Consider the following 18,611-nt stretch of genomic DNA (forward strand, 5'->3'; position numbering starts at 1 on the left):
AGGAAAGCTTGCGTCAAAAATGTGTAGCAGCGCATCACTGGCACAGAGCGGAAGTTCTCGGCTTATGCCTTTTCTTCCGAGGAGACAACACCCTTTAACACAGCAGTATGCTGGCCTAAAGTGGGTGCGGCAAAAGGCACTGGACCAGGTGTTCGGCTAAAGTCCCAGGGGCCTGAAAATCCCCGATAGCTTCCAAGCGTAGGATGGCTAAAATTCTCAATGAGGTTTTCTGCCAGCACTTGAGGATGATCGAACATATCTTCTACTTCTCGGGCGGCAGCACAAGGTACTTCATCGCCGAACAACTCTTCCCACTCTAGAGCAGTGCGTGACGCCAGAGCCTGACGCAACAATGGCACCAATTCGGCGTGACGCTGAGCGCGTTTACGCACAGTATCGAAGCGCAGATCGGACGCGAGATCAGATAAGCCTACCTTGTGACACAGTGCTTCCCAGAAATGCTGTGTGTTCGCAGAGAGGTACAAGTACCCTTGCTTGGTCGGATGAAGGCCAGTGATGCCGCCCGAGCGCATGTCACGCCCTCCAACATCTCGCGGCTCGCCTTCTGCCCAGATTAGCCGAGCCGATTGCATAGTGAGCGCGGAGCGCAGCAGTGACACACCAACATGCTGGCCCCGGCCACTCAGTGTGCGCTCGTACAGAGCCGAAGCCACACCACTGGCCACCAAAGCGGCTGCATAGTAATCAACTACTGATCCATACAGAATCTCAGGTGTACCTGCCTCGCCTTGCATGGCGCACATGCCAGTCATGGTCTGAAGTACTTGGTCATAGCCAGCTTTCGACTTCATGGGACCCTGCTTCCCGTAGCCTGTCACGCTGCAGTAGATCAAGCGAGGGTTCAACTCCATCAATTGATCAAAGCCTATCCCCAGCCGCTCTGGTACTCCTGGCCGGAAGTTGTGTACCAGCACGTCAGCATTGCGCACCAAGCGCATTAACGTGGCGTGTTCTGATTTTTGTTTAAGGTCCAGCACCATACCCCATTTGCTGCGGTTGACACCAATGAAAGCACGGCTCTCTGCTTCGAGGGTAGAAGGGTATTTGCGTAGGTTATCGCCCACAGGGGGCTCAATTTTTATAACCTCAGCACCTTGATCGGCTAGCAAAGAGCAGCCATAAGGGCCTGCGATGTAGGCGCTAAGATCTAGCACACGCACGCCGCTGAGTGGGCCACGGGGCCCTTGGCGATGGAGATGGGAAAGCGTCATGATAGATTGATATATTGGCTTTCGGTCCCTATGGGATAAGTGCTGAAAGCCATGTTTTTCGAAACTTAGTCCAAAGTGATTTGTCGTTCTTTGGCTAGCTCTTGCCAGCGCTTAATGTCCTGGCGAATGGTTTCGGCAAACTGCGAAGGCGTAACAGGTGTGGCAATGGCACCTTCACGCAAAAAGCTAGATCGGATTTCAGGTTTTGCCAGCACCTGATTCACAGCTTGGTTAAGCTGATTCACAATGGCATCAGGGGTATTGGCTGGAGCCAGCAGCCCCCACCACAGATCAAAGGCATATCCCGGAACTGCTGTAGCCATAGGCGTGAGGTCAGGCGCAACAGGACTTGGTTCTGGGCTGGTAATACCTATAGCGCGTAACTTGCCATTGCGAACCATAGGCAAGATAGAAGGCCCGCTAGAAATCATCAGTTGCACCTGATTGCCGGCTACGTCAGTGACTGCCTGCCCTTGCCCCTTGTAGGGAACATGGATGATGTCAAAACCCGGCACCATAGTGCGCAGCAGTTCTGTTGCGAAATGATTGACGCTGCCTGTACCCGAGCTTGCATAGTTGTACTTTCCTGGGTGAGCCTTTATTTCTTGTATCAGCTCTACGGGTGTTTGAGCCGGAAAGTCTTTATTCACCGCTACTACAAACGGCCCCTTGGCAAACATAGCTATGGGCGCAAAGCTTTTCACAGGGTCAAAAGGCAGCTTGCTCTGCGCGGCGGCATTGGTGGTTATGCTCGAAGACACGGCTACCACGGTGTATCCATCCGGCGCCGCCTTGGCCACCTGTCCCGTGCCAGTGTTACCGCTGGCGCCTGGACGGTTGTCTACGATCACAGGGTGTTTAAGCAAATCGCCCAGTTCCTTGGCAACAAGACGCGCAAAAACATCGTTCGATCCCCCCGGTGGATAGGGGACAACCATGGTAATAGGCTTCTGAGGATAAGAGTCTGCAGCCTGGACTGGGCTGGCTAGCAAGGCTAATGCTGAGGTGATGGCGAGAGAAAAGCAGCGGCGAGAAGTTTTCATGAGTTGTCTCCTTGGTTGTTATGGGGAATCTGGTGCGCAACATCAGCCGGTGAGCAAGCCGCTGGCGCGCGCGCTGGCAATAATGGCCTGGGCGCGCAGTACAAAGGGGCGGTCAATCATCTTGCCGTCCACTACAAAAGCGCCCGTGGAACTGGCTTCCGCCTTTTCAGCGGCTTGTAGCACGCGCTGTGCATGAGCAATCTCAGTTTTGGTCGGCTGGTAGACGCTATTAGCCAAGGCAATCTGGCTAGGGTGAATGCAGCTCTTACCAATAAAGCCCAAGCGACGGGAAAGCTCGGCCTCAGCACGAAAACCTTCTGAATCGTGAATATCTGCAAATGCCCCGTCGTAGGCGAAAACATTGGCTTCTGCGGCAGCCATGCGCACCGTAAATAGCGCCTGCTGTAGGGCGCTGGGCTCCCGCCTGTGCACTCCATAGGGCTCGAAAAGATCGCCTAAACCCAATTGCAGGCCTACTACCGCCGGATGTGCACGAGCTAGTGTGGCAGCCATACGCAATGATTGAGGGGTTTCAATATTGAGCAGCAAACCTGGTAGTTCAGACAAACCATTAGCCAGTCCGGCATCAGCGATGCACGCTGCAGCTTGCACTACCGCATCAGGGCTGTCTGGTTTAGGCAGATTGACCAAATGCAGGCCGGGCCGAACGACGGCAGCTACGTCGGCGGCAAAATGCACTGTGTCCATTGCGTTTACGCGCACGATCAAGGTCTTGGAAGTTGCCTTGGCTTCTGGACTTTCTAAAAAAGCTTTTAGCATGTCTCTGGCCTCTTCCTTACGAGGCTCAGCTACAGCATCTTCTAAATCGAATGACAATGCATCCGCATCGCTGGCTAGAGCCTTAGCGAAGAGTTCAGGACGCGAGGCTGGAACAAACAGTTTGCTTCTCATGCGGTCATTGTGAATGGCGTGCAAGAAAAGAAAAACACATCTAATATTGTTTCAAACAATAGAAAAATTATGGAAACAGCCTATCTCGAAAGTTTTTTGCTGGTGGTGGAAACAGGCTCCTTAGCTGAGGCAGCACGACGTTTGAACATTACTGCTGCAGCGGTCGCTCAGCAGATCCACAGCTTAGAGCGCGAATTTCATGCACCGCTTTTGGCTCGCGCAGGGCGTACAGTCCAGCCCACGCCTGCAGGCCACCGTCTTGCACACAGCGCCCCCCTGCTTCTTCGGGAGCTGGCTAATGCCAAAACGCATGTAAATGAAGCTGGCGTAGCCGGAGAGCTGCTAATAGGCACTATCAATACAGCGCTGCACAGTTTGCTGCCAGATATCCTGTCAAGCTTTGTCACTCGCTGTCCGGATGCCAAGGTATTTCTTGAATCCGGTACTACTCAACAGCTTTATCAGGCCGCGCAGCAGGGGCGACTGGACGCTGCCGTATGTCTGTATCCGTCTTTCGCTCTGCCTAAGACGTTCGATTGGGCACTGCTACGGGAAGAACCGCTGGTTCTGCTGGCCCCCCGTTGCATGGCAGGGCAAGAACCTCATGAGTTGCTGCGTAGTCAGCCACTTATACGCTATGACCGTTCGCTGGGTGGAGGCCAAATGGTGGAAAGCTATTTACGGACTGCTCAGATAGCTCCACGGGAACGTTTCGAGCTCAGTTCACTAGTTGCTATAGCGCTTATGGTAGAAAAAGGTCTAGGCGTGGCTCTGGTGCCTGACACGGCGTTGGCTATGCCTGAGGGCCAAGGTGTAGTCCGTATGGCTTTACCCTTGAAACAAGAAAAGGTCAGGCGCTTTGGCGTAATCTGGCTGCGCGCATCGGCACGGCTACCGCTCATTCATCACCTGGTTGAATGTGCTCGAGCTGTAGTAGCAGAACGTGGCGGACCGCAAGCATCACCCCGTTAGGGATCTTTTAAAGAAGCCGCTTGGGGATGGTTCCTTTGGTCATAAGCAGCCCTTGGCAACTCTGTGCTGAACGACTGTAACCAGCCTTAATCTGACTAAGCTTAGCGGTAGAGATCGGCTAGGCACGATACACAGAGATGCGATTCAAACTTGTGATTAAGGCAGCGAGAAAATCTGCTCTTTGTTCTAAAGCTCAGCGATATCGCTGCTCCAACTGATCCCAAAATGCCTTGTTGACCAGCCGTTGCCGCTCGGCAAACGGTGCCACGATGGTTGGGTCTTCTTGCACCTTATGATCATCGCGCAGCAGGGTGAGGCACTTTTGCATGCCGGCTACAGCACCTTGCAGGGCGGCGTTGGCGTACAGCACAAATCCAAACCCCAAGGCTCCCAGTTCGTCGGCGTTGAAAATAGGAGTTTTTCCGCCAATGACCATGTTCATGAGTTGCGGTTGTTTCAGTCGTTGGGGCAGGGAGCGCACTTGTTCGGCGGTGGTGACTGCTTCTACAAACAGTATGTCTGCTCCGGCTTCTTCAAAGGCCTGGGCGCGTTCGATGGCTGCTTCAAAGCCGTGCACGGCTGCGGCGTCGGTGCGCGCCATGATGAGGGTGCCGCCGTCGCGCCGGGCGTCTACGGCGGCTTTGATCTTGCCCAGCATTTCGCTGGTGGAGATGACGTCTTTGCCGTTGAAGTGGCCGCAGCGCTTGGGGCTGACCTGGTCTTCCAGTTGAATACAGTCAGCGCCTGCGCGTTCAAGGGTACGTACAGCGTGGTAGGTATTCACAGCGTTACCGAAACCGGTATCTGCATCAACCAGTAATGGCACTTCCACGGTGTCACGGATACGGGCGGTGTGGTCTGCTATGTCGGTGAGCCCCATGAAACCTTGATCGGGCATGCCAAACCACATATTGGTGACGCCTGCGCCAGTGACATAAATGGCTTCAAAGCCCAGATCTTCAATGATTCTGGCGGACATGGCGTTGAAGGCGCCCGGAACGATGACGCCGCGGCGTGCTTGAGCGAGGGACTGGAGTTTCTTTTTAGGGCTCATGGTGTTGTCTCAGAAAATTCTTGATAGCAAGCGCTCAATTTGATGAAGCTAGAGCTGGAGATTGATTGGGCTGGCAGTGCTTGTGCTTGGCGAGGGCTGCTCATCAATCAGTTCTGCCGGTACCCGCACCCAGCCTTCCATCAGGATGCGGGCGCTGCGGCTCATGAGAGCTTTGGTGACCTGCCATTGGCCGTCCATTTGCTGAGCTTCTGCCCCAACGCGCAAGCTGCCGCTGGGGTGGCCAAAGACCACTGCCTTGCGTTCACCGCCTCCTGCTGCGAGGTTGACCAAAGTGCCGGGAATGGCGGCCGCAGTGCCGATGGCGACGGCGGCTGTGCCCATCATGGCGTGGTGGAGCTTGCCCATGGATACGGCGCGCACGACCAAGTCGATGTCTTGCTGGGCAATGATTTTTCCGCTGGAGGCGGTGTAGCTTTGCGCGGGTGCCACGAAGGCGATTTTTGGGGTGTGCTGTCGGGCAGTGGCTTCTGTCAGGCCGCTGATCAGACCCATCTTGAGCGCGCCGTGGGCACGGATGGATTCAAGGGTGGCTAAAGCGGCCTTGTCTTCGTTGATGTCGGATTGCAATTCGCACCCTGTGTAGCCCAGCTCGGACGCATTCAAGAAGATGGTTGGAATGCCTGCGTTGATCAGTGTTGCGTTGAGTGTGCCAACACCGGGCACGTGAAGCTGCTCCGCAACTTGGCCTGTTGGAAACATGGCAGTCCCTGCGGTACCGTCACCTTCATCTGCGGGGTCTAAAAACTCCAGCGGAATTTCTGCTGCAGGGAAGGTGACGCCATCCAGCTCGTAACTGCCACTTTCCTGCACTTGTCCATGAGTGATCGGCACATGTGCCAAGATGGTTTTGCCAATATTGGCTTGCCAGATACGGACGGTGACTGTGCCATCATTCGAAATACGATCTGCAGGTAAAAGCCCCATGTGGATAGCACAAGGCCCGACTGCTGCGCTGAGATTGCCGCAGTTGCCGCTCCAGTCCACAAAGGGCTGGTCAATGGAGACCTGTCCAAACAGGTAGTCCACATCGTGCCCTTCGCGGGCGCTGGCGCTCAGGATTACTGCTTTGCTGGTGCTTGAAGACGCATTGCCCATGCCATCAATTTGTTTGCCATACGGATCAGGGCTGCCCAAGGTGCGCAGCAAGATGGCATCGCGCACAGTACCGGGCTGCTGCGCTGCGGGCGGCAGATCCTGCAATTTGAAGAACACGCCTTTGCTGGTGCCGCCACGCATATAGGTTGCGGGGATGCGTGTTTGTGGCGCATAGCGTTTGGTCTTTGTCATATTGCCTTTGTTTTTTCGTTGCGTTTCGCTCATTCAAGCGTGCGTTTCCAGCACTTTTTGTGGAGAGCTGCTTCTTGTGTGCTCTGCCAGAAAGTCTTGGGCAAAGCGTTGCAACACACCACCCGCTTCATAGATGCTGACTTCTTCAGCGGTGTCGAGGCGGCATGTCACCTGCACGGTATCTCTGGCGCCTGTGGTTCTGTAAATGTGCAGTGTCAACTCGCCCCGCGCCTGGCGCTGTCCCACTACGTCGAAGGTTTCAGTGCCATCCAGTGCCAGTGTGTGTCGGGTGGTGCCTGGCAAAAATTCCAATGGAAGCACGCCCATGCCAATCAGATTGGTGCGGTGAATGCGCTCAAAACCCTCTGCCACAATGGCTTCTACGCCTGCCAGTCGAACGCCCTTGGCAGCCCAGTCGCGGCTGGACCCTTGGCCATAGTCGGCACCAGCAATGATGATCAATGGTTGCTTGCGCTGCATATAGGTCTCAATGGCTTCCCACATACGCATGAGCTTGCCTTCAGGCTCTACACGCGCGAGTGAGCCCTGGCGCACTGAGCCATCGGCGTTGACGGCCATTTCATTGCGCAGCTTGGGGTTGGCGAAGGTGGCGCGCTGCGCGGTCAGATGGTCGCCGCGATGCGTGGCATACGAATTGAAGTCTTCTGGTGGCACACCCATCTTGTGCAGGTACTCGCCAGCTGCGGACTCCATCAAGATGGCATTGGACGGAGAGAGGTGGTCGGTGGTGATGTTGTCGGGCAGGATGGCCAAGGGGCGCATGCTGCGCAGTGTGCGTTCACCAGTCAAAGCGCCTTCCCAATAAGGTGGCCGGCGGATATAGGTGGACTGTGGGCGCCAGTCATACAGCGGTTGGGCTTGCGGGCCGCTGTCAGCCTCAATTGCAAACATGGGCTCATACACTGCCTGGAACTGTGCTGGCTTAACGGCTGCACGGGCAACAGTGTCGATTTCTTCGTCAGTGGGCCAGATGTCTTTGAGGCGAATTTCTCGCCCCTGAAAGTGGCCTAGCACATCGTTTTCGATATCAAAACGAATGGTTCCTGCGATGGCGTATGCAACCACCAGCGGTGGTGATGCCAGGAAGGCCTGTTTGGCCGATGGATGAATGCGACCATCAAAGTTACGGTTGCCGGAGAGCACAGCCGTGGTGTACAGATCGCGTGTTTGAATTTCTTGTTCAATCGCTGGGTCCAACGCCCCACTCATACCGTTGCAGGTGGTGCAGGCAAATGCCACCACGCCAAAGCCCAGGGCTTCCAGGTCATGCAGCAGGCCCGCTTGTTGCAGATAGAGTGGTACGGTCTTGGAGCCGGGTGCCAAAGATGTTTTGACCCAAGGCTTGCGTTCCAGCCCCAGGTTGCGTGCATTGCGAGCCAGCAGGCCCGCGGCAATCACGTTGCGCGGGTTGCTGGTATTGGTGCAGCTGGTGATGGCGGCAATGATGACTGCGCCATCAGGCATTTGGTCATCGGTTTCTGTCCATGCTCCAGCAATGCCCATGGTCGTCAGGTCAGTGGTGGCTATGCGGGCGTGTGGGTTGGAAGGGCCTGCCATATTGCGCACCACGGTGGAAAGGTCGAATTGCAGAGTGCGTTCGTATTCGGCTTGGGCGAGGGCGTCAGCCCACAGGCCTGTGTGCTTGGCATAGGTTTCAACCATTTGCACTTGTTCAGGGGCGCGGCCAGTCAGGCGAAGGTAGTTGATGGTTTGCTCATCAATCGCAAACATGGCTGCCGTGGCACCGTATTCAGGTGCCATATTGGAAATAGTGGCGCGGTCACCTACGCTGAGGCTGCGGGCACCTTCGCCATAAAACTCCAGATAGGCGCCCACAACTTTTTGTTTGCGCAGAAACTCGGTAAGAGCCAGGACGATATCGGTGGCCGTGATGCCGCGTTGGCGCTGCCCACTCAGTTGCACGCCAATGATCTCGGGCAGGCGCATCCAGGATGCGCGGCCTAGCATGACGTTTTCAGCTTCCAGACCACCCACGCCAACTGCAATAACGCCCAGAGCATCGACATGGGGGGTATGGCTGTCGGTGCCTACCAAGGTGTCTGGGTAGGCTTCGCCGTTGATGGCGTGGATGACTGGGCTCATTCGCTCCAGATTGATCTGGTGCATGATGCCGTTACCTGGAGGAATTACTTCCACATTCTTGAAGGCACGCCTGCACCAATCGATGAAGTGAAAGCGGTCTTCATTGCGACGGTCTTCAATCGCGCGGTTTTTGGCAAAAGCCTCAGGATCATTGCCATCGCATTCAACCGCGAGTGAATGGTCCACGATCAATTGCACGGGCACTACAGGGTTGACTGCTGCCGGGTCGCCTCCTTGTGCGGCAATTGCGTCGCGCAGGCCAGCCAAATCTACCAATGCGGTCTGCCCCAAGATGTCGTGGCAAACCACCCGGGCAGGAAACCAGGGAAAGTCACGATCGCGCTTGCGGAAAACGAGTTGGTTCAAGCATTCGGTGAGGATGGCAGGGTCACAGCGGCGCACCAGGTTTTCTGCATGCACGCGGCTGGTATAGGGAAGCTTTGCCCAGGCTCCGGGCTGGATGTTTTCGACCGCAGCTTGCGCATCAAAATAATGCAAGTCAGTGTCAGGCAATGGCTTGCGGTAAGTAGTGGTTTGTGGGGTGGGCATGATTTTTTGGGAAAATTTGATTCAGCAGGTCAAGGCGCCAGGGTGAGAGGCTTGATGGGCTGGAGCTGGCACCGCAGCGTATCCAGCGGGTTGTGTAGACAGGCTGGAAACAGCAGCAGGGCCCAGCGCCAGTTGCAGCCGGGCTTTGGCAATGCCCAGCAGATGCTGCGTCAATGGAAAAGTGGCTTGCGGGCAGGAATGCTTTTGTTGTTCGAACAACTCTTGCAAGCGCAGGCACACTTGCTGCGCCTCATGAATCTCGGCTTGGCTCATCAAAGTCACTCTCATGCCCCGCCGTGGCAATGCTGTGAGCAGGCCTTCATGGCACAGCAACTTCATGGCTTCGCGCACAGGGGTGCGGCTGATGCCGAACTCCTGCGCCAATTGACCTTCGTTGATATCGCAGCCCGGAGGCAGTTGATGACTCAGAATGCGCTCGCGCAGCTTGTCTGTTAGAGCGATGGACAGTGAATGGGGCTGTACTGGAAGAGCATGCATGACTGTGCTTTGACAATGGACCACCGCTGTTATTGACGATCTTGGATCGGGGTGAAGGCCAAGTCATCTGGGCCGATGTAGTTGGCGCTGGGGCGGATGATCTTGTTGTCTTGGCGTTGCTCAATAATGTGAGCCGACCAGCCACTGGTGCGCGCAATCACGAACAGAGGCGTGAACATGGCGGTGGGCACACCCATCATGTGGTAGCTGACTGCGCTGAACCAGTCGAGGTTGGGAAACATTTTTTTGACTTCCCACATGACGGTTTCCAGACGCTCTGCGATGTCGTACATCTTGGTGCTGCCAGCTTCATTGGACAGCTTTTTGGCCACCCCTTTAATGACAACGTTGCGGGGGTCGCTGACGGTGTAGACCGGGTGGCCAAAGCCAATCACCACTTCTTTGGCTTCGACACGGCGGCGAATGTCGGCTTCTGCTTCGTCGGGGGTGTCGTAGCGTTTTTGAATCTCAAAAGCCACCTCGTTGGCTCCACCATGTTTGGGGCCACGCAATGCGCCGATAGCGCCAGTAATTGCAGAGTACATATCGCTGCCAGTACCTGCAATCACGCGAGAGGTGAAGGTGGATGCGTTGAACTCATGCTCTGCATATAAGTTCAGCGATGTATGCATGGCGCGAACCCAGCTGTGCGAAGGCTCCACTCCGTGCAACAGGTGCAGGAAGTGGCCACCAATGGAGTCGTCATCGGTCTCCACTTCAATGCGGCGGCCCGAGTTGCTGAAGTGATACCAGTAAAGCAGCATGCTGCCCAGGCTGGCCATAAGTCTGTCAGCTATGTCACGGGCACCTGGCAGGTTGTGATCGTCTTTTTCGGGGAGGGCGCAGCCTAAGGCAGATACGCCGGTGCGCATCACATCCATGGGATGGCTGGCGGCTGGAAGTTGCTCCAGAGCCTGCTTCACACTGCCAGGCAGTCCACGAAGGGCTTTGAGCTTGGCTTTATAGGCTTTGAGTTCTGCCTTGGTGGGAAGCTTTCCATGCACCAGCAAATGTGCAACTTCTTCAAATTCGCAAACTTCGGCAATGTCCAGAATGTCATAGCCGCGATAGTGCAAGTCATTGCCGCTTTTGCCGACAGTACATAACGCGGTATTACCTGCTGTGACGCCGGATAGTGCGACGGACTTTTTGGGTTTGAACGCTGCGGGTGAATCTGCCAGATGACTCATGGGTGTCTCCGTTGATGGCGATTGTTAGTGCTGCCGTTGTGGCCGTATGATTGGTCTTTGTTCGCAATTTACGCAAAACAAATTGGCTGGAACAGGACTGAATTTGCTAGACACTGCGAAGAAATAATCATTTTTTTGCGAATCTTGCGAATAACAAATATCAAGGAGACCCTGGAGATGGCAAAAATTTTTATGGGAGTGCGCCTGCGCAGCCTGAGAGAGGAGCGCGGTCTGACGCAGGCTGCATTGGCCAAGGCGCTGGATTTGTCTGGCAGCTACCTGAATCAAATCGAGCAGGACCAACGCCCTTTGACAGTGCCGGTGCTGCTCAAGATCAACAAAGTCCTGGGCGTAGACATTCAACTTTTTTCGGAAGACGAAGAAGCAAGGCTATTAACCCAGCTGCGTGACGCACTGACCGTGCTGCCGCCAGAGCTGGCGTCTGTACCTATGGCAGAACTACGCACGATGGCTGCGAAACTGCCGCACATGGCAAAGGCGATGCTGGCAATGCATCAGCGGCATCTGGCAGACAGAGAGCAAATCGAGTATTTTTCCGCTTCTCGCTTGGGAGATGAACGGGCTGCGCAGATGGGGGCGACAGACACAGGCAGCAGTGCTGTATTGCCACTCGCGCAGCCGATGCCCTATGAAGCGGTGCGTGACTTTTTCTTTACCAAGCGCAACTACTTTGATGCCCTCGACCGCGCAGCGGAAACCTTGGCCCTGCAAGCACAGGAGCAAGGGGGGAACCTGCTGGAGTGGCTGAAGTACCGGCTGCAGGCCCGCTACGAGGTACTGGTGCTGCCGATGCCTGCAAACGCTGGAGAAGAGGGCAGGCAAAGTCATCGCTACTTTGATCCGCAAACACGTGTGCTCTATATCTCAGGGCATTTGCGTGCAACACAGCAAGCGTTTCAGATGGCGACACAGCTGGCTCTGCTGGAGTTTGCGCCTCAGATTGAGCAGGAGTTGCAGGACATTGCGTGGCAAAGCCCGGCAACCCAGCGGCTAGCGCGCATAGGTCTTGCAAACTATGTGGCTGGCGCATTCGTACTGCCCTATAGACAGTTTTTGCAATCTGCTGAAACGGCGCACTACGACCTGGATGTGCTTTCCAGAAAATTTGACGTGGGGGTTGAAACCGTATGCCACCGTCTCTCGACCTTGCAGCGTGCCGAGGCACCAGGTATTCCGCTGTTCTTTGTGCGCGTGGATAGAGCAGGCAATATCAGCAAGAGACAGTCAGCCACCCATTTCCACTTTTCTAAAACAGGCGGAACATGCCCGCTGTGGGTGGTGTATGAAGCCTTTCAGCGCCCTGGAGAAGTGGTGCCACAACTGGCCACCATGCCTGATGGCCGAATGTATTTTTGGATAGCTCGCTCTGTGACACACCCTGGAAAATACTGGGGTGCACCGCGTAAAACTTTTTCAATCGGTTTGGGCTGCGACGTGCGCCATGCTGCCCAAATGATCTACGCCAAAGGTTTGAATCTCGGCAATACCGAGGCGGCGACTCCTATCGGGATGGGCTGCAAAGTCTGTGAGAGAGCTGCTTGTCCGCAGCGGGCATTTCCATTCATCAGCAAACCCTTGCAAGTCAGCGAGAACGAAAGCAGTTTTATCCCTTATGTGTCAATTGATGAGCATGCCTGATACAGATCTGCGGAGGTGCGGGTTTTGATTTCACTTGGACATCATTGCGCGAATTACGGTGGGTATAGCGCGCGATCAGGCTGGCGCCAGTTATTCACCCCATGCAGGCTTCATGTCTTCACCTCAAGCACTTGCTCAAAGCCTCAGAAGATCATGCGTTTGCCGTCGAAGAGCATGGGCGGTGTACCGGCAGAGGATGAGGCCATTCGAGGAGCCGCCATCATCTTCTTCATGGCAGCATCGCGCAAGTGGCTTTGTCCGGCCATTCGATCCACGCAAAAGCTACCGTTTCTTCGCCCGTAGCTTGAACTGAGCGGCGAAAGTCAGTGATTTTTCCAGCGGGGTGCATCATCTCCTTAACCCTCGATGACACGGATTGCACCCAGCTCGATGAACTTTTCCTTGCTTGCAGTGGGAACGGCGATCACGAAACCATTGATGTGTGACATGTTTCACTCCAGCCAAGTTGACCTGGCTGCATTGGCAAGAGAGCCGGCACAGAATGCCAGCTCGGTCAGCTCATGCATTGCTGACAGCGTAGATCCTTTGATCATCCAGGTTACGCTCAAGCACACATGCAAGCATGGACTTCCTAGGTGGTTGCACTGGCCAAAGGGAGTAGCTTGAGTCTCCAAAGCATGTTTGCTCACGAAAAAATGCCGATGTTAGTCAGGAGCAGCTTCTTGCCGAACTCAGCAGTACAGTCTTGGCGGACTGTTCATCCAGAACTGTTATAGGGGTGAGGTCCTGCCGGATTTACAGTCCGGCAGAACCAGCGTTTAGCAATGGATTCTGTGGCTCGTCTAAGCAACTTCTGCGCTAGCTTCGGCCTGCACCTGTACCTGTCGGCGCAACGTTTTGGCGGCAGCGACCATGTGTTTCAGGGCAGGAATTACCTCGGGCCATTGGCGGGTTTTCAGGCCGCAATCTGGATTGACCCACAGGCGCTGCGCGGGAATGCGGTCGGCAGCCTTTTGCATCAAGTTGATGATGTGGGCCTGCGTTGGAATATTGGGTGAGTGTATGTCGTAAACACCGGGGCCAATTTGGTTGGGGTAGTGGAAGTTTTCGAAAGCGTCCAGCAACTCCATGTCAGAGCGTGAAGTTTCAATGGTGATGACGTCGGCATCCATATCGGCAATGGAGGCGATGATGTCGTTGAACTCCGAATAGCACATGTGCGTGTGAATCTGGGTTTCATCGGCCACTCCGTTCGCCGTGATGCGGAAGGATTCCACGGCCCAGTGCAGATATTCTTGCCATTGAGATTTGCGCAGTGGCAGGCCTTCACGTAGCGCAGCTTCGTCGATCTGAATGATGTGCACGCCTGCGGCTTCCAGGTCCAGCACTTCCTGGCGAATGGCCAGGGCCAGTTGGTAGCACGATGTGGAACGTGGTTGATCGTCACGCACAAAGGACCAGTTCAAAATGGTGACAGGGCCGGTCAACATGCCTTTCATGGGGCGGCTTGTCAGCGATTGAGCGTATTTGATCCATTCCACCGTCATTGCCTTGGGGCGGCTGATGTCACCAAACAAGATTGGTGGCTTTACACAGCGAGACCCGTAGGACTGCACCCAGCCAGACTGGCTGAAGGCATAGCCGTTCAACTGCTCACCAAAATATTCGACCATGTCGTTGCGTTCGGCTTCTCCATGCACAAGCACATCCAGGCCCAGTGCCTCCTGATCATGCACACAGCGCTCAATTTCTGCTCGCATTGCAGCTTGGTAGCCCGCTTGGTCTAAGCGACCCGCTTTGAATGCGCTGCGTGCATGGCGGATTTCTGCAGTTTGCGGGAAAGAGCCGATGGTGGTGGTGGGGAAGAGCGGCAATTTCAGCAATGCAGCCTGCTTGGGTGCACGTTCTGAATACGCGTGCTTGCGCTGTCCCAAGGCAGGGGTAATTTGTGCCACTGCAGCTTGTACAGCGGGATTGATCACTCGTGGTGATGTGCGGCGTGCCTGCAGGGCAGCTGCGTTGGCAGCCAGATCCTGCTTCACTGCTTTGCGGCCTTGCTGCAACGCCTTGCCCAGCACGCGCAGTTCTTCAAGTTTTTGCAGCGCAAAAGCCAGCCAGGATTTCACTTCCGTATCCAGCTTTTGTTCGCTGTTCAAATCCACGGGCACATGCAATAGCGAGCAAGAAGGTGCAACCCAAAGGCGATCGCCCAAGCGCTCGGCCAAGGGCTCCAGCCAGTCCAGCACATTGTTCAGGTCTGTTTTCCAGATGTTGCGTCCGCTGATAACACCTATCGACAGAACCTTGTTGCCAGGAAGCAGGCCAATGAGTTGTTGCACATCCTCGCGGCTACCGTTGATTGCATCCACGTGCAAGCCGGCCACGGGCAGGTTGGCAGCCAGATGCTTGTTGTCCAGGAGCGCGCCAAAGTAGGTTGCCACCAGCAGTTTGACGCGGCAGGCTTTGAGCTGGTGGTAGGCCACGTTGTAGGCATGCTGCCAGTCTGCATCCAGCTCAGTGACCAGCAGTGGTTCATCAATCTGCACCCATTCCACGCCCTGCCCAGCCAGGCTTTCCAGCAGTTCGGCATATACCTGCAGCAGACGGGGCAGCAGCTCCAGCTTGTTGCTGCCATCCTTTGCTTTGCCAATGGCCAAGTAGGTAATAGGGCCCACGATCACGGGTTTGGCCTTGACGTTCTGCGCTTTGGCTTCGTCCAGTTGCCCCAGTAGTCGGGTGGCGTCAAGCTTGAACTGTGTTTGCGCCTTGAACTCCGGCACGATGTAGTGGTAGTTGGTGTCAAACCATTTGGTCATCTCGCCTGCAGCAACGCCACCACCGCAGCAAGCTGCATGCTCGGCGTTTTGTGCGGAGCGCCCACGGGCAACGCGAAAGTAATTGTCCAGGGCATCCCCATGCAAGTCCTGGACACGATCAGGCAGATTGCCCAGGGTAAAGCTCATGTCCAGCACTTGGTCGTAGAAAGCAAAGTCGCCGACGGGCACCAAGTCAAGGGCTGCTTGTTGTTTCCAATGGCGTGCGCGTAGCTCGCTGCCCAAGGCTTTCAGCCTGTCGCGGGAGCTTTCGCCCTTCCAATACGCTTCGAGTGCGAATTTAAGCTCTCTTTGAGCCCCAATACGTGGAAAACCCAGGTTGTGAATCGTCGCCATGCTCTTCTTTCTGCTTTGTTGGTTGGAATGGCGCGAATCGTATTTTTATGAACTCATGAAGTAAAATGGTCTTATCTCACATATAAATGAATTTTAAACATAGGTATGCTCGATCGCATCCATCTGTCCATCATCCAGGAAGTCGAAAAGCAAGGAACGCTGACGGCAGCGGCGGACAAGTTGTGCCTGACGCAATCTGCACTCAGTCACAGTATTAAAAAGTTGGAGCAACAGCTCGGAACTGCAGTTTGGGAGCGGGATGGGCGCAATGTTCGTCTCACGCAAGGCGGCAGCTATTTGCTCAAGGTCGCCAACCGCGTGTTGCCGCAACTGGAGTTGGCTGAGCAAAGACTCAGGCAGTACGCACAGGGTGAGCGGGGGGCGCTGCGCATAGGTATGGAATGCCACCCTTGCTACCAATGGTTGCTGAAGGTGGTGAAGCCTTATCTGAAGGCCTGGCCTGATGTGGATGTGGATGTGCGGCAAAAATTCCAGTTTGGTGGAATCCGTGCTTTGCAAGATTACGAGATTGATCTCTTGGTGACACCTGATCCGGTCTATGTGGCTGGATTGCAATTTGAGCCAGTGTTTGACTACGAACAGGTACTGGTTGTCGCAGCAGATCACCCCTTGACTCACGTGAAGTACGTGCAGCCCGAGCAGCTCAGCTCGGAAGTCTTGATAACGTATCCCGTGCCGATTGAGCGGTTGGATATCTATAGCCAATTCCTGCTTCCCGCGGGGCTGATGCCCAAGAGACACAAGACCATAGAGACCACTGACATCATGCTGCAAATGGTGGCAAGTGGTCGTGGAGTGGCTGCCTTGCCCCGCTGGCTGGTCAATGAATATCAGGAGCAACTTGGTGTAGTTGCGGTTCAAATTGGTGCTCAAGGCATTGCCAAGAGTATTTACTTGGGCAGCCGTGTGGTGGATAGTGATATTGCATATCTTCAGGCATTCATCCACGAAGCAAAAAGCAAGGTAGCTCGATGAGCTTGTGCGAGGTCAGAACGAAATGCGTCTTCCCGAAAGCTATGGCTATCTAGGCCCACTACTGCTGGATTCGTTGGCGAAGTACGGCAGCCAGCGCTTGGCCGACTCAAGCGCTCATTAGAGAAACAGCTTGCGTATGCGGGCTGACAGCATATCAATGCCACTGACCGTAACGACGATGATGAGCATGACAGCTGCAGTTTCTTGATATTGGAAGCTGCGAATGATCTCCCAAAGCACCACGCCGATACCACCAGCTCCGACCATGCCAACCACCGACGCCGAGCGAACGTTGGCTTCGAAACGATACAGCGTGTACGACATCCAGAAGGGCATGACCTGGGGGATGACGCCATACACAATTTCATGAAGCGCGGAGGCTCCTGTAGAGCGAACGCCTTCCACGGGGTGCGGGTCAATGGATTCCACAGCCTCCGAAAACAGTTTGGCCAGTGTGCCGGTGGTATGGACCCATAACGCAAGTACGCCAGCAAAAGGCCCCAGGCCGACAGCCACCACGAACAGCATGGCAAAGACCATCTCGTTGATGGCACGGAACGCATCAAGTACTCTGCGTACAGGTTGATGGACCCATGCAGGGACGATGTTGGATGAGGCCAGCAGACCCAGCGGAATGGCAGAGAGCACGGCCAAGGCTGTGCCCCAGATGGCAATCTGCAGCGTGATCCACATCTCGGACACGTACATCCGCCAGTGGTTGAAGTTGGGCGGAAAGAACTCACCCAGAAAGTTCGTCATGTTGTTGGAGTCCCGCAGCAACTCCATGGGGCGCATGTCGGCACCGTTCCATGAAATGGCCAGCAAAACGCATATGGCGCCCCATCCGAGGTACCAGGCAAGGCTTTTCTTGGGTGTGGCTTCTTGGGCCAGCATCTTCAACTGCGTTGAATTCAAAGTCGATGTCATCGGGTCGGTCCGGATGTAAAAACGCCCATCCGCAAAGATGGGCTTTGTGGTCGAGACAGGGGCTTATTGCAGCGCGGAAAGTTGCTTGTCGATGTCGGCGAGTTTGGTGCTCTTTTCTGCGACATCCAGTGTGGTGTCAGCCTCAATGGTGTTGCGCTTGGCGAACAGGTCCAGTTGGCGGATAGGGACGAGGTGGCTGTTGTCCGCGGCCTTGAAGCCCGACAGCTTGCTGATCTTGTAGACCACTTCCTTTTCCTTGGGGTCTGTCTTGGCGTAGTTGTAGAAGAAGTTGCGAATCTTTTCCTTGGTTGCCTCGGGCACTTGCTTGTTCATGACCAGAGGATCCAGCGGGATCAAAGGTGAAGTCCAGATGACGCGGATTTCCTTGAATTTCTCTGGCTGTCGGTTGGACACGCGGTCAAGGGTTTCACTGTTGGCAGTGGCGACATCCACCTGCTTGTTCGCCACGGAAAGCGCATTCGCTTCGTGGTTGGCATTGCGCACTACCTTGAACTGGGACTTCGGGTCAAATTTGTTCTTTGCAAACACGTAGTAGGCGGGCACCAGAAAACCTGAAGTCGAGTTCGGATCGCCGTTACCAAAACTTAAGGACTTGGCATTCTGGAGGACGTCACTCACGGAGTTCAGCGGGCTGTCTTTGTTCACGATCAGGTGTGAGTAGTAGCCCTGGGTGCCGTCAGCATTGACCATCTGTGCAAACACTTCGCCATTGGCGCGGTCTACGGCTTCAATGGCGGATTTGTTGCCCAGCCAGGCCACTTGCACTTTGTTAAAACGCATGCCTTCGATGATGCCTGCGTAGTCGGACGCGAAAAAGGCTTTGACCTTCAAGCCTGTCTGCTTGGTGAACGCATCCAGCAGCGGTTGCCAATCTTCTTTGAGGTTCTGCGAAGCTTCAGTGGAAATGAGTCCGAAGTTGATTTCCTCTGCCCAGCTGGCGTTGACCGCCAAACCGAGAGCTGCGATGACGAGGGTCTTCTTGATCATGGCTTTTC

14 protein-coding genes and 1 pseudogene are annotated in these 18,611 nt (G+C 55.0%); 3 read left to right on the forward strand and 12 right to left on the reverse strand.

Annotation, left to right across the window (positions count from 1 at the left end):
• Nucleotides 1-62: 62 nt before the first annotated feature.
• From QEP11_RS14155 to QEP11_RS14165, 3 genes are all read right to left on the reverse strand, one after another.
• Complete coding sequence (locus tag QEP11_RS14155) at nucleotides 63-1,232, reverse strand: CaiB/BaiF CoA transferase family protein (protein WP_284337281.1); 1,170 nt, start codon at nucleotides 1,230-1,232, stop codon at nucleotides 63-65.
• Nucleotides 1,233-1,297: 65 nt separating this feature from the next.
• The gene (locus QEP11_RS14160; protein ID WP_284337282.1) at nucleotides 1,298-2,275 is read right to left on the reverse strand and encodes a Bug family tripartite tricarboxylate transporter substrate binding protein; all 978 of its coding nucleotides are present in this window, start codon (nucleotides 2,273-2,275) and stop codon (nucleotides 1,298-1,300) included.
• Between the two features lie 42 nt (nucleotides 2,276-2,317).
• Nucleotides 2,318-3,187: an HpcH/HpaI aldolase/citrate lyase family protein gene (locus QEP11_RS14165; protein WP_284337283.1), complete on the reverse strand. Its 870-nt coding sequence runs from the start codon at nucleotides 3,185-3,187 to the stop codon at nucleotides 2,318-2,320.
• Between the two features lie 69 nt (nucleotides 3,188-3,256).
• Between QEP11_RS14165 and QEP11_RS14170 the strand changes: the two genes are divergently transcribed.
• Entirely contained in the window at nucleotides 3,257-4,159 is a 903-nt protein-coding gene (locus QEP11_RS14170) for a LysR family transcriptional regulator (protein WP_284337325.1), read from the forward strand.
• Nucleotides 4,160-4,352: 193 nt separating this feature from the next.
• Here QEP11_RS14170 and QEP11_RS14175 read toward each other — a convergent pair whose 3' ends face one another.
• The 5 genes from QEP11_RS14175 to prpC are packed head-to-tail and all read right to left on the reverse strand — an operon-like array spanning nucleotide 4,353 to nucleotide 10,882.
• Nucleotides 4,353-5,213 carry an isocitrate lyase/PEP mutase family protein gene (locus QEP11_RS14175; protein WP_284337284.1) on the reverse strand — a complete coding sequence of 287 codons (861 nt, stop codon included), beginning with the start codon at nucleotides 5,211-5,213 and terminating at the stop codon, nucleotides 4,353-4,355.
• Between the two features lie 48 nt (nucleotides 5,214-5,261).
• Entirely contained in the window at nucleotides 5,262-6,521 is a 1,260-nt protein-coding gene (gene prpF / locus QEP11_RS14180) for a 2-methylaconitate cis-trans isomerase PrpF (protein ID WP_284337285.1), read from the reverse strand.
• A 33-nt stretch (nucleotides 6,522-6,554) separates the two neighbouring features.
• The gene (gene acnD, locus QEP11_RS14185) at nucleotides 6,555-9,194 is read right to left on the reverse strand and encodes a Fe/S-dependent 2-methylisocitrate dehydratase AcnD (protein WP_284337286.1); all 2,640 of its coding nucleotides are present in this window, start codon (nucleotides 9,192-9,194) and stop codon (nucleotides 6,555-6,557) included.
• Nucleotides 9,195-9,215: 21 nt separating this feature from the next.
• Nucleotides 9,216-9,692 carry a GntR family transcriptional regulator gene (locus QEP11_RS14190; protein ID WP_284337287.1) on the reverse strand — a complete coding sequence of 159 codons (477 nt, stop codon included), beginning with the start codon at nucleotides 9,690-9,692 and terminating at the stop codon, nucleotides 9,216-9,218.
• Between the two features lie 29 nt (nucleotides 9,693-9,721).
• Nucleotides 9,722-10,882 carry a bifunctional 2-methylcitrate synthase/citrate synthase gene (gene prpC, locus QEP11_RS14195; protein ID WP_284337288.1) on the reverse strand — a complete coding sequence of 387 codons (1,161 nt, stop codon included), beginning with the start codon at nucleotides 10,880-10,882 and terminating at the stop codon, nucleotides 9,722-9,724.
• A 177-nt stretch (nucleotides 10,883-11,059) separates the two neighbouring features.
• Between prpC and QEP11_RS14200 the strand changes: the two genes are divergently transcribed.
• On the forward strand, nucleotides 11,060-12,541 hold the full coding sequence (locus tag QEP11_RS14200) for a short-chain fatty acyl-CoA regulator family protein (protein WP_284337289.1): 1,482 nt from the start codon (nucleotides 11,060-11,062) through the stop codon (nucleotides 12,539-12,541).
• 143 nt (nucleotides 12,542-12,684) lie between these two features.
• On the opposite strand, the pseudogene QEP11_RS14205 reads toward QEP11_RS14200, so the two are convergent.
• Nucleotides 12,685-12,990 (reverse strand): annotated as a pseudogene (locus tag QEP11_RS14205) (DUF1428 domain-containing protein).
• A 354-nt stretch (nucleotides 12,991-13,344) separates the two neighbouring features.
• A complete protein-coding gene (gene metE / locus QEP11_RS14210; protein ID WP_284337290.1) occupies nucleotides 13,345-15,672 on the reverse strand; it encodes a 5-methyltetrahydropteroyltriglutamate--homocysteine S-methyltransferase in 2,328 nt (775 codons plus the stop codon).
• 105 nt (nucleotides 15,673-15,777) lie between these two features.
• On the opposite strand from metE, the gene QEP11_RS14215 reads away from it, so the two are divergent.
• Nucleotides 15,778-16,668, forward strand: coding sequence for a LysR family transcriptional regulator (locus QEP11_RS14215; protein WP_284337291.1), 891 nt, complete (start codon nucleotides 15,778-15,780; stop codon nucleotides 16,666-16,668).
• 117 nt (nucleotides 16,669-16,785) lie between these two features.
• On the opposite strand, the gene phnE is transcribed toward QEP11_RS14215, so the two are convergent.
• Both phnE and phnD read right to left on the reverse strand, forming a co-directional pair.
• The gene (gene phnE, locus QEP11_RS14220; RefSeq protein WP_284337292.1) at nucleotides 16,786-17,595 is read right to left on the reverse strand and encodes a phosphonate ABC transporter, permease protein PhnE; all 810 of its coding nucleotides are present in this window, start codon (nucleotides 17,593-17,595) and stop codon (nucleotides 16,786-16,788) included.
• A gap of 63 nt (nucleotides 17,596-17,658) precedes the next feature.
• Entirely contained in the window at nucleotides 17,659-18,603 is a 945-nt protein-coding gene (gene phnD, locus QEP11_RS14225) for a phosphonate ABC transporter substrate-binding protein (protein ID WP_284337293.1), read from the reverse strand.
• Nucleotides 18,604-18,611: the final 8 nt, after the last annotated feature.

The sequence above is a fragment of the Comamonas halotolerans genome, from assembly GCF_030162935.1.
GTDB lineage: Bacteria > Pseudomonadota > Gammaproteobacteria > Burkholderiales > Burkholderiaceae_C > Comamonas > Comamonas halotolerans.

Bases quoted from the DNA above. Each gene is read 5' to 3' on its own strand.
- metE (WP_284337290.1), bottom strand. From the start codon at position 15,672: ATGGCGACGATTCACAACCTGGGTTTTCCACGTATTGGGGCTCAAAGA.
- QEP11_RS14175 (WP_284337284.1), bottom strand. From the start codon at position 5,213: ATGAGCCCTAAAAAGAAACTCCAGTCCCTCGCTCAAGCACGCCGCGGC.
- acnD (WP_284337286.1), bottom strand. From the start codon at position 9,194: ATGCCCACCCCACAAACCACTACTTACCGCAAGCCATTGCCTGACACT.
- prpC (WP_284337288.1), bottom strand. From the start codon at position 10,882: ATGAGTCATCTGGCAGATTCACCCGCAGCGTTCAAACCCAAAAAGTCC.
- QEP11_RS14215 (WP_284337291.1), top strand. From the start codon at position 15,778: ATGCTCGATCGCATCCATCTGTCCATCATCCAGGAAGTCGAAAAGCAA.
- prpF (WP_284337285.1), bottom strand. From the start codon at position 6,521: ATGACAAAGACCAAACGCTATGCGCCACAAACACGCATCCCCGCAACC.
- QEP11_RS14155 (WP_284337281.1), bottom strand. From the start codon at position 1,232: ATGACGCTTTCCCATCTCCATCGCCAAGGGCCCCGTGGCCCACTCAGC.
- QEP11_RS14170 (WP_284337325.1), top strand. From the start codon at position 3,257: ATGGAAACAGCCTATCTCGAAAGTTTTTTGCTGGTGGTGGAAACAGGC.
- phnD (WP_284337293.1), bottom strand. From the start codon at position 18,603: ATGATCAAGAAGACCCTCGTCATCGCAGCTCTCGGTTTGGCGGTCAAC.
- QEP11_RS14160 (WP_284337282.1), bottom strand. From the start codon at position 2,275: ATGAAAACTTCTCGCCGCTGCTTTTCTCTCGCCATCACCTCAGCATTA.
- QEP11_RS14200 (WP_284337289.1), top strand. From the start codon at position 11,060: ATGGCAAAAATTTTTATGGGAGTGCGCCTGCGCAGCCTGAGAGAGGAG.
- QEP11_RS14190 (WP_284337287.1), bottom strand. From the start codon at position 9,692: ATGCATGCTCTTCCAGTACAGCCCCATTCACTGTCCATCGCTCTAACA.
- phnE (WP_284337292.1), bottom strand. From the start codon at position 17,595: ATGACATCGACTTTGAATTCAACGCAGTTGAAGATGCTGGCCCAAGAA.
- QEP11_RS14165 (WP_284337283.1), bottom strand. From the start codon at position 3,187: ATGAGAAGCAAACTGTTTGTTCCAGCCTCGCGTCCTGAACTCTTCGCT.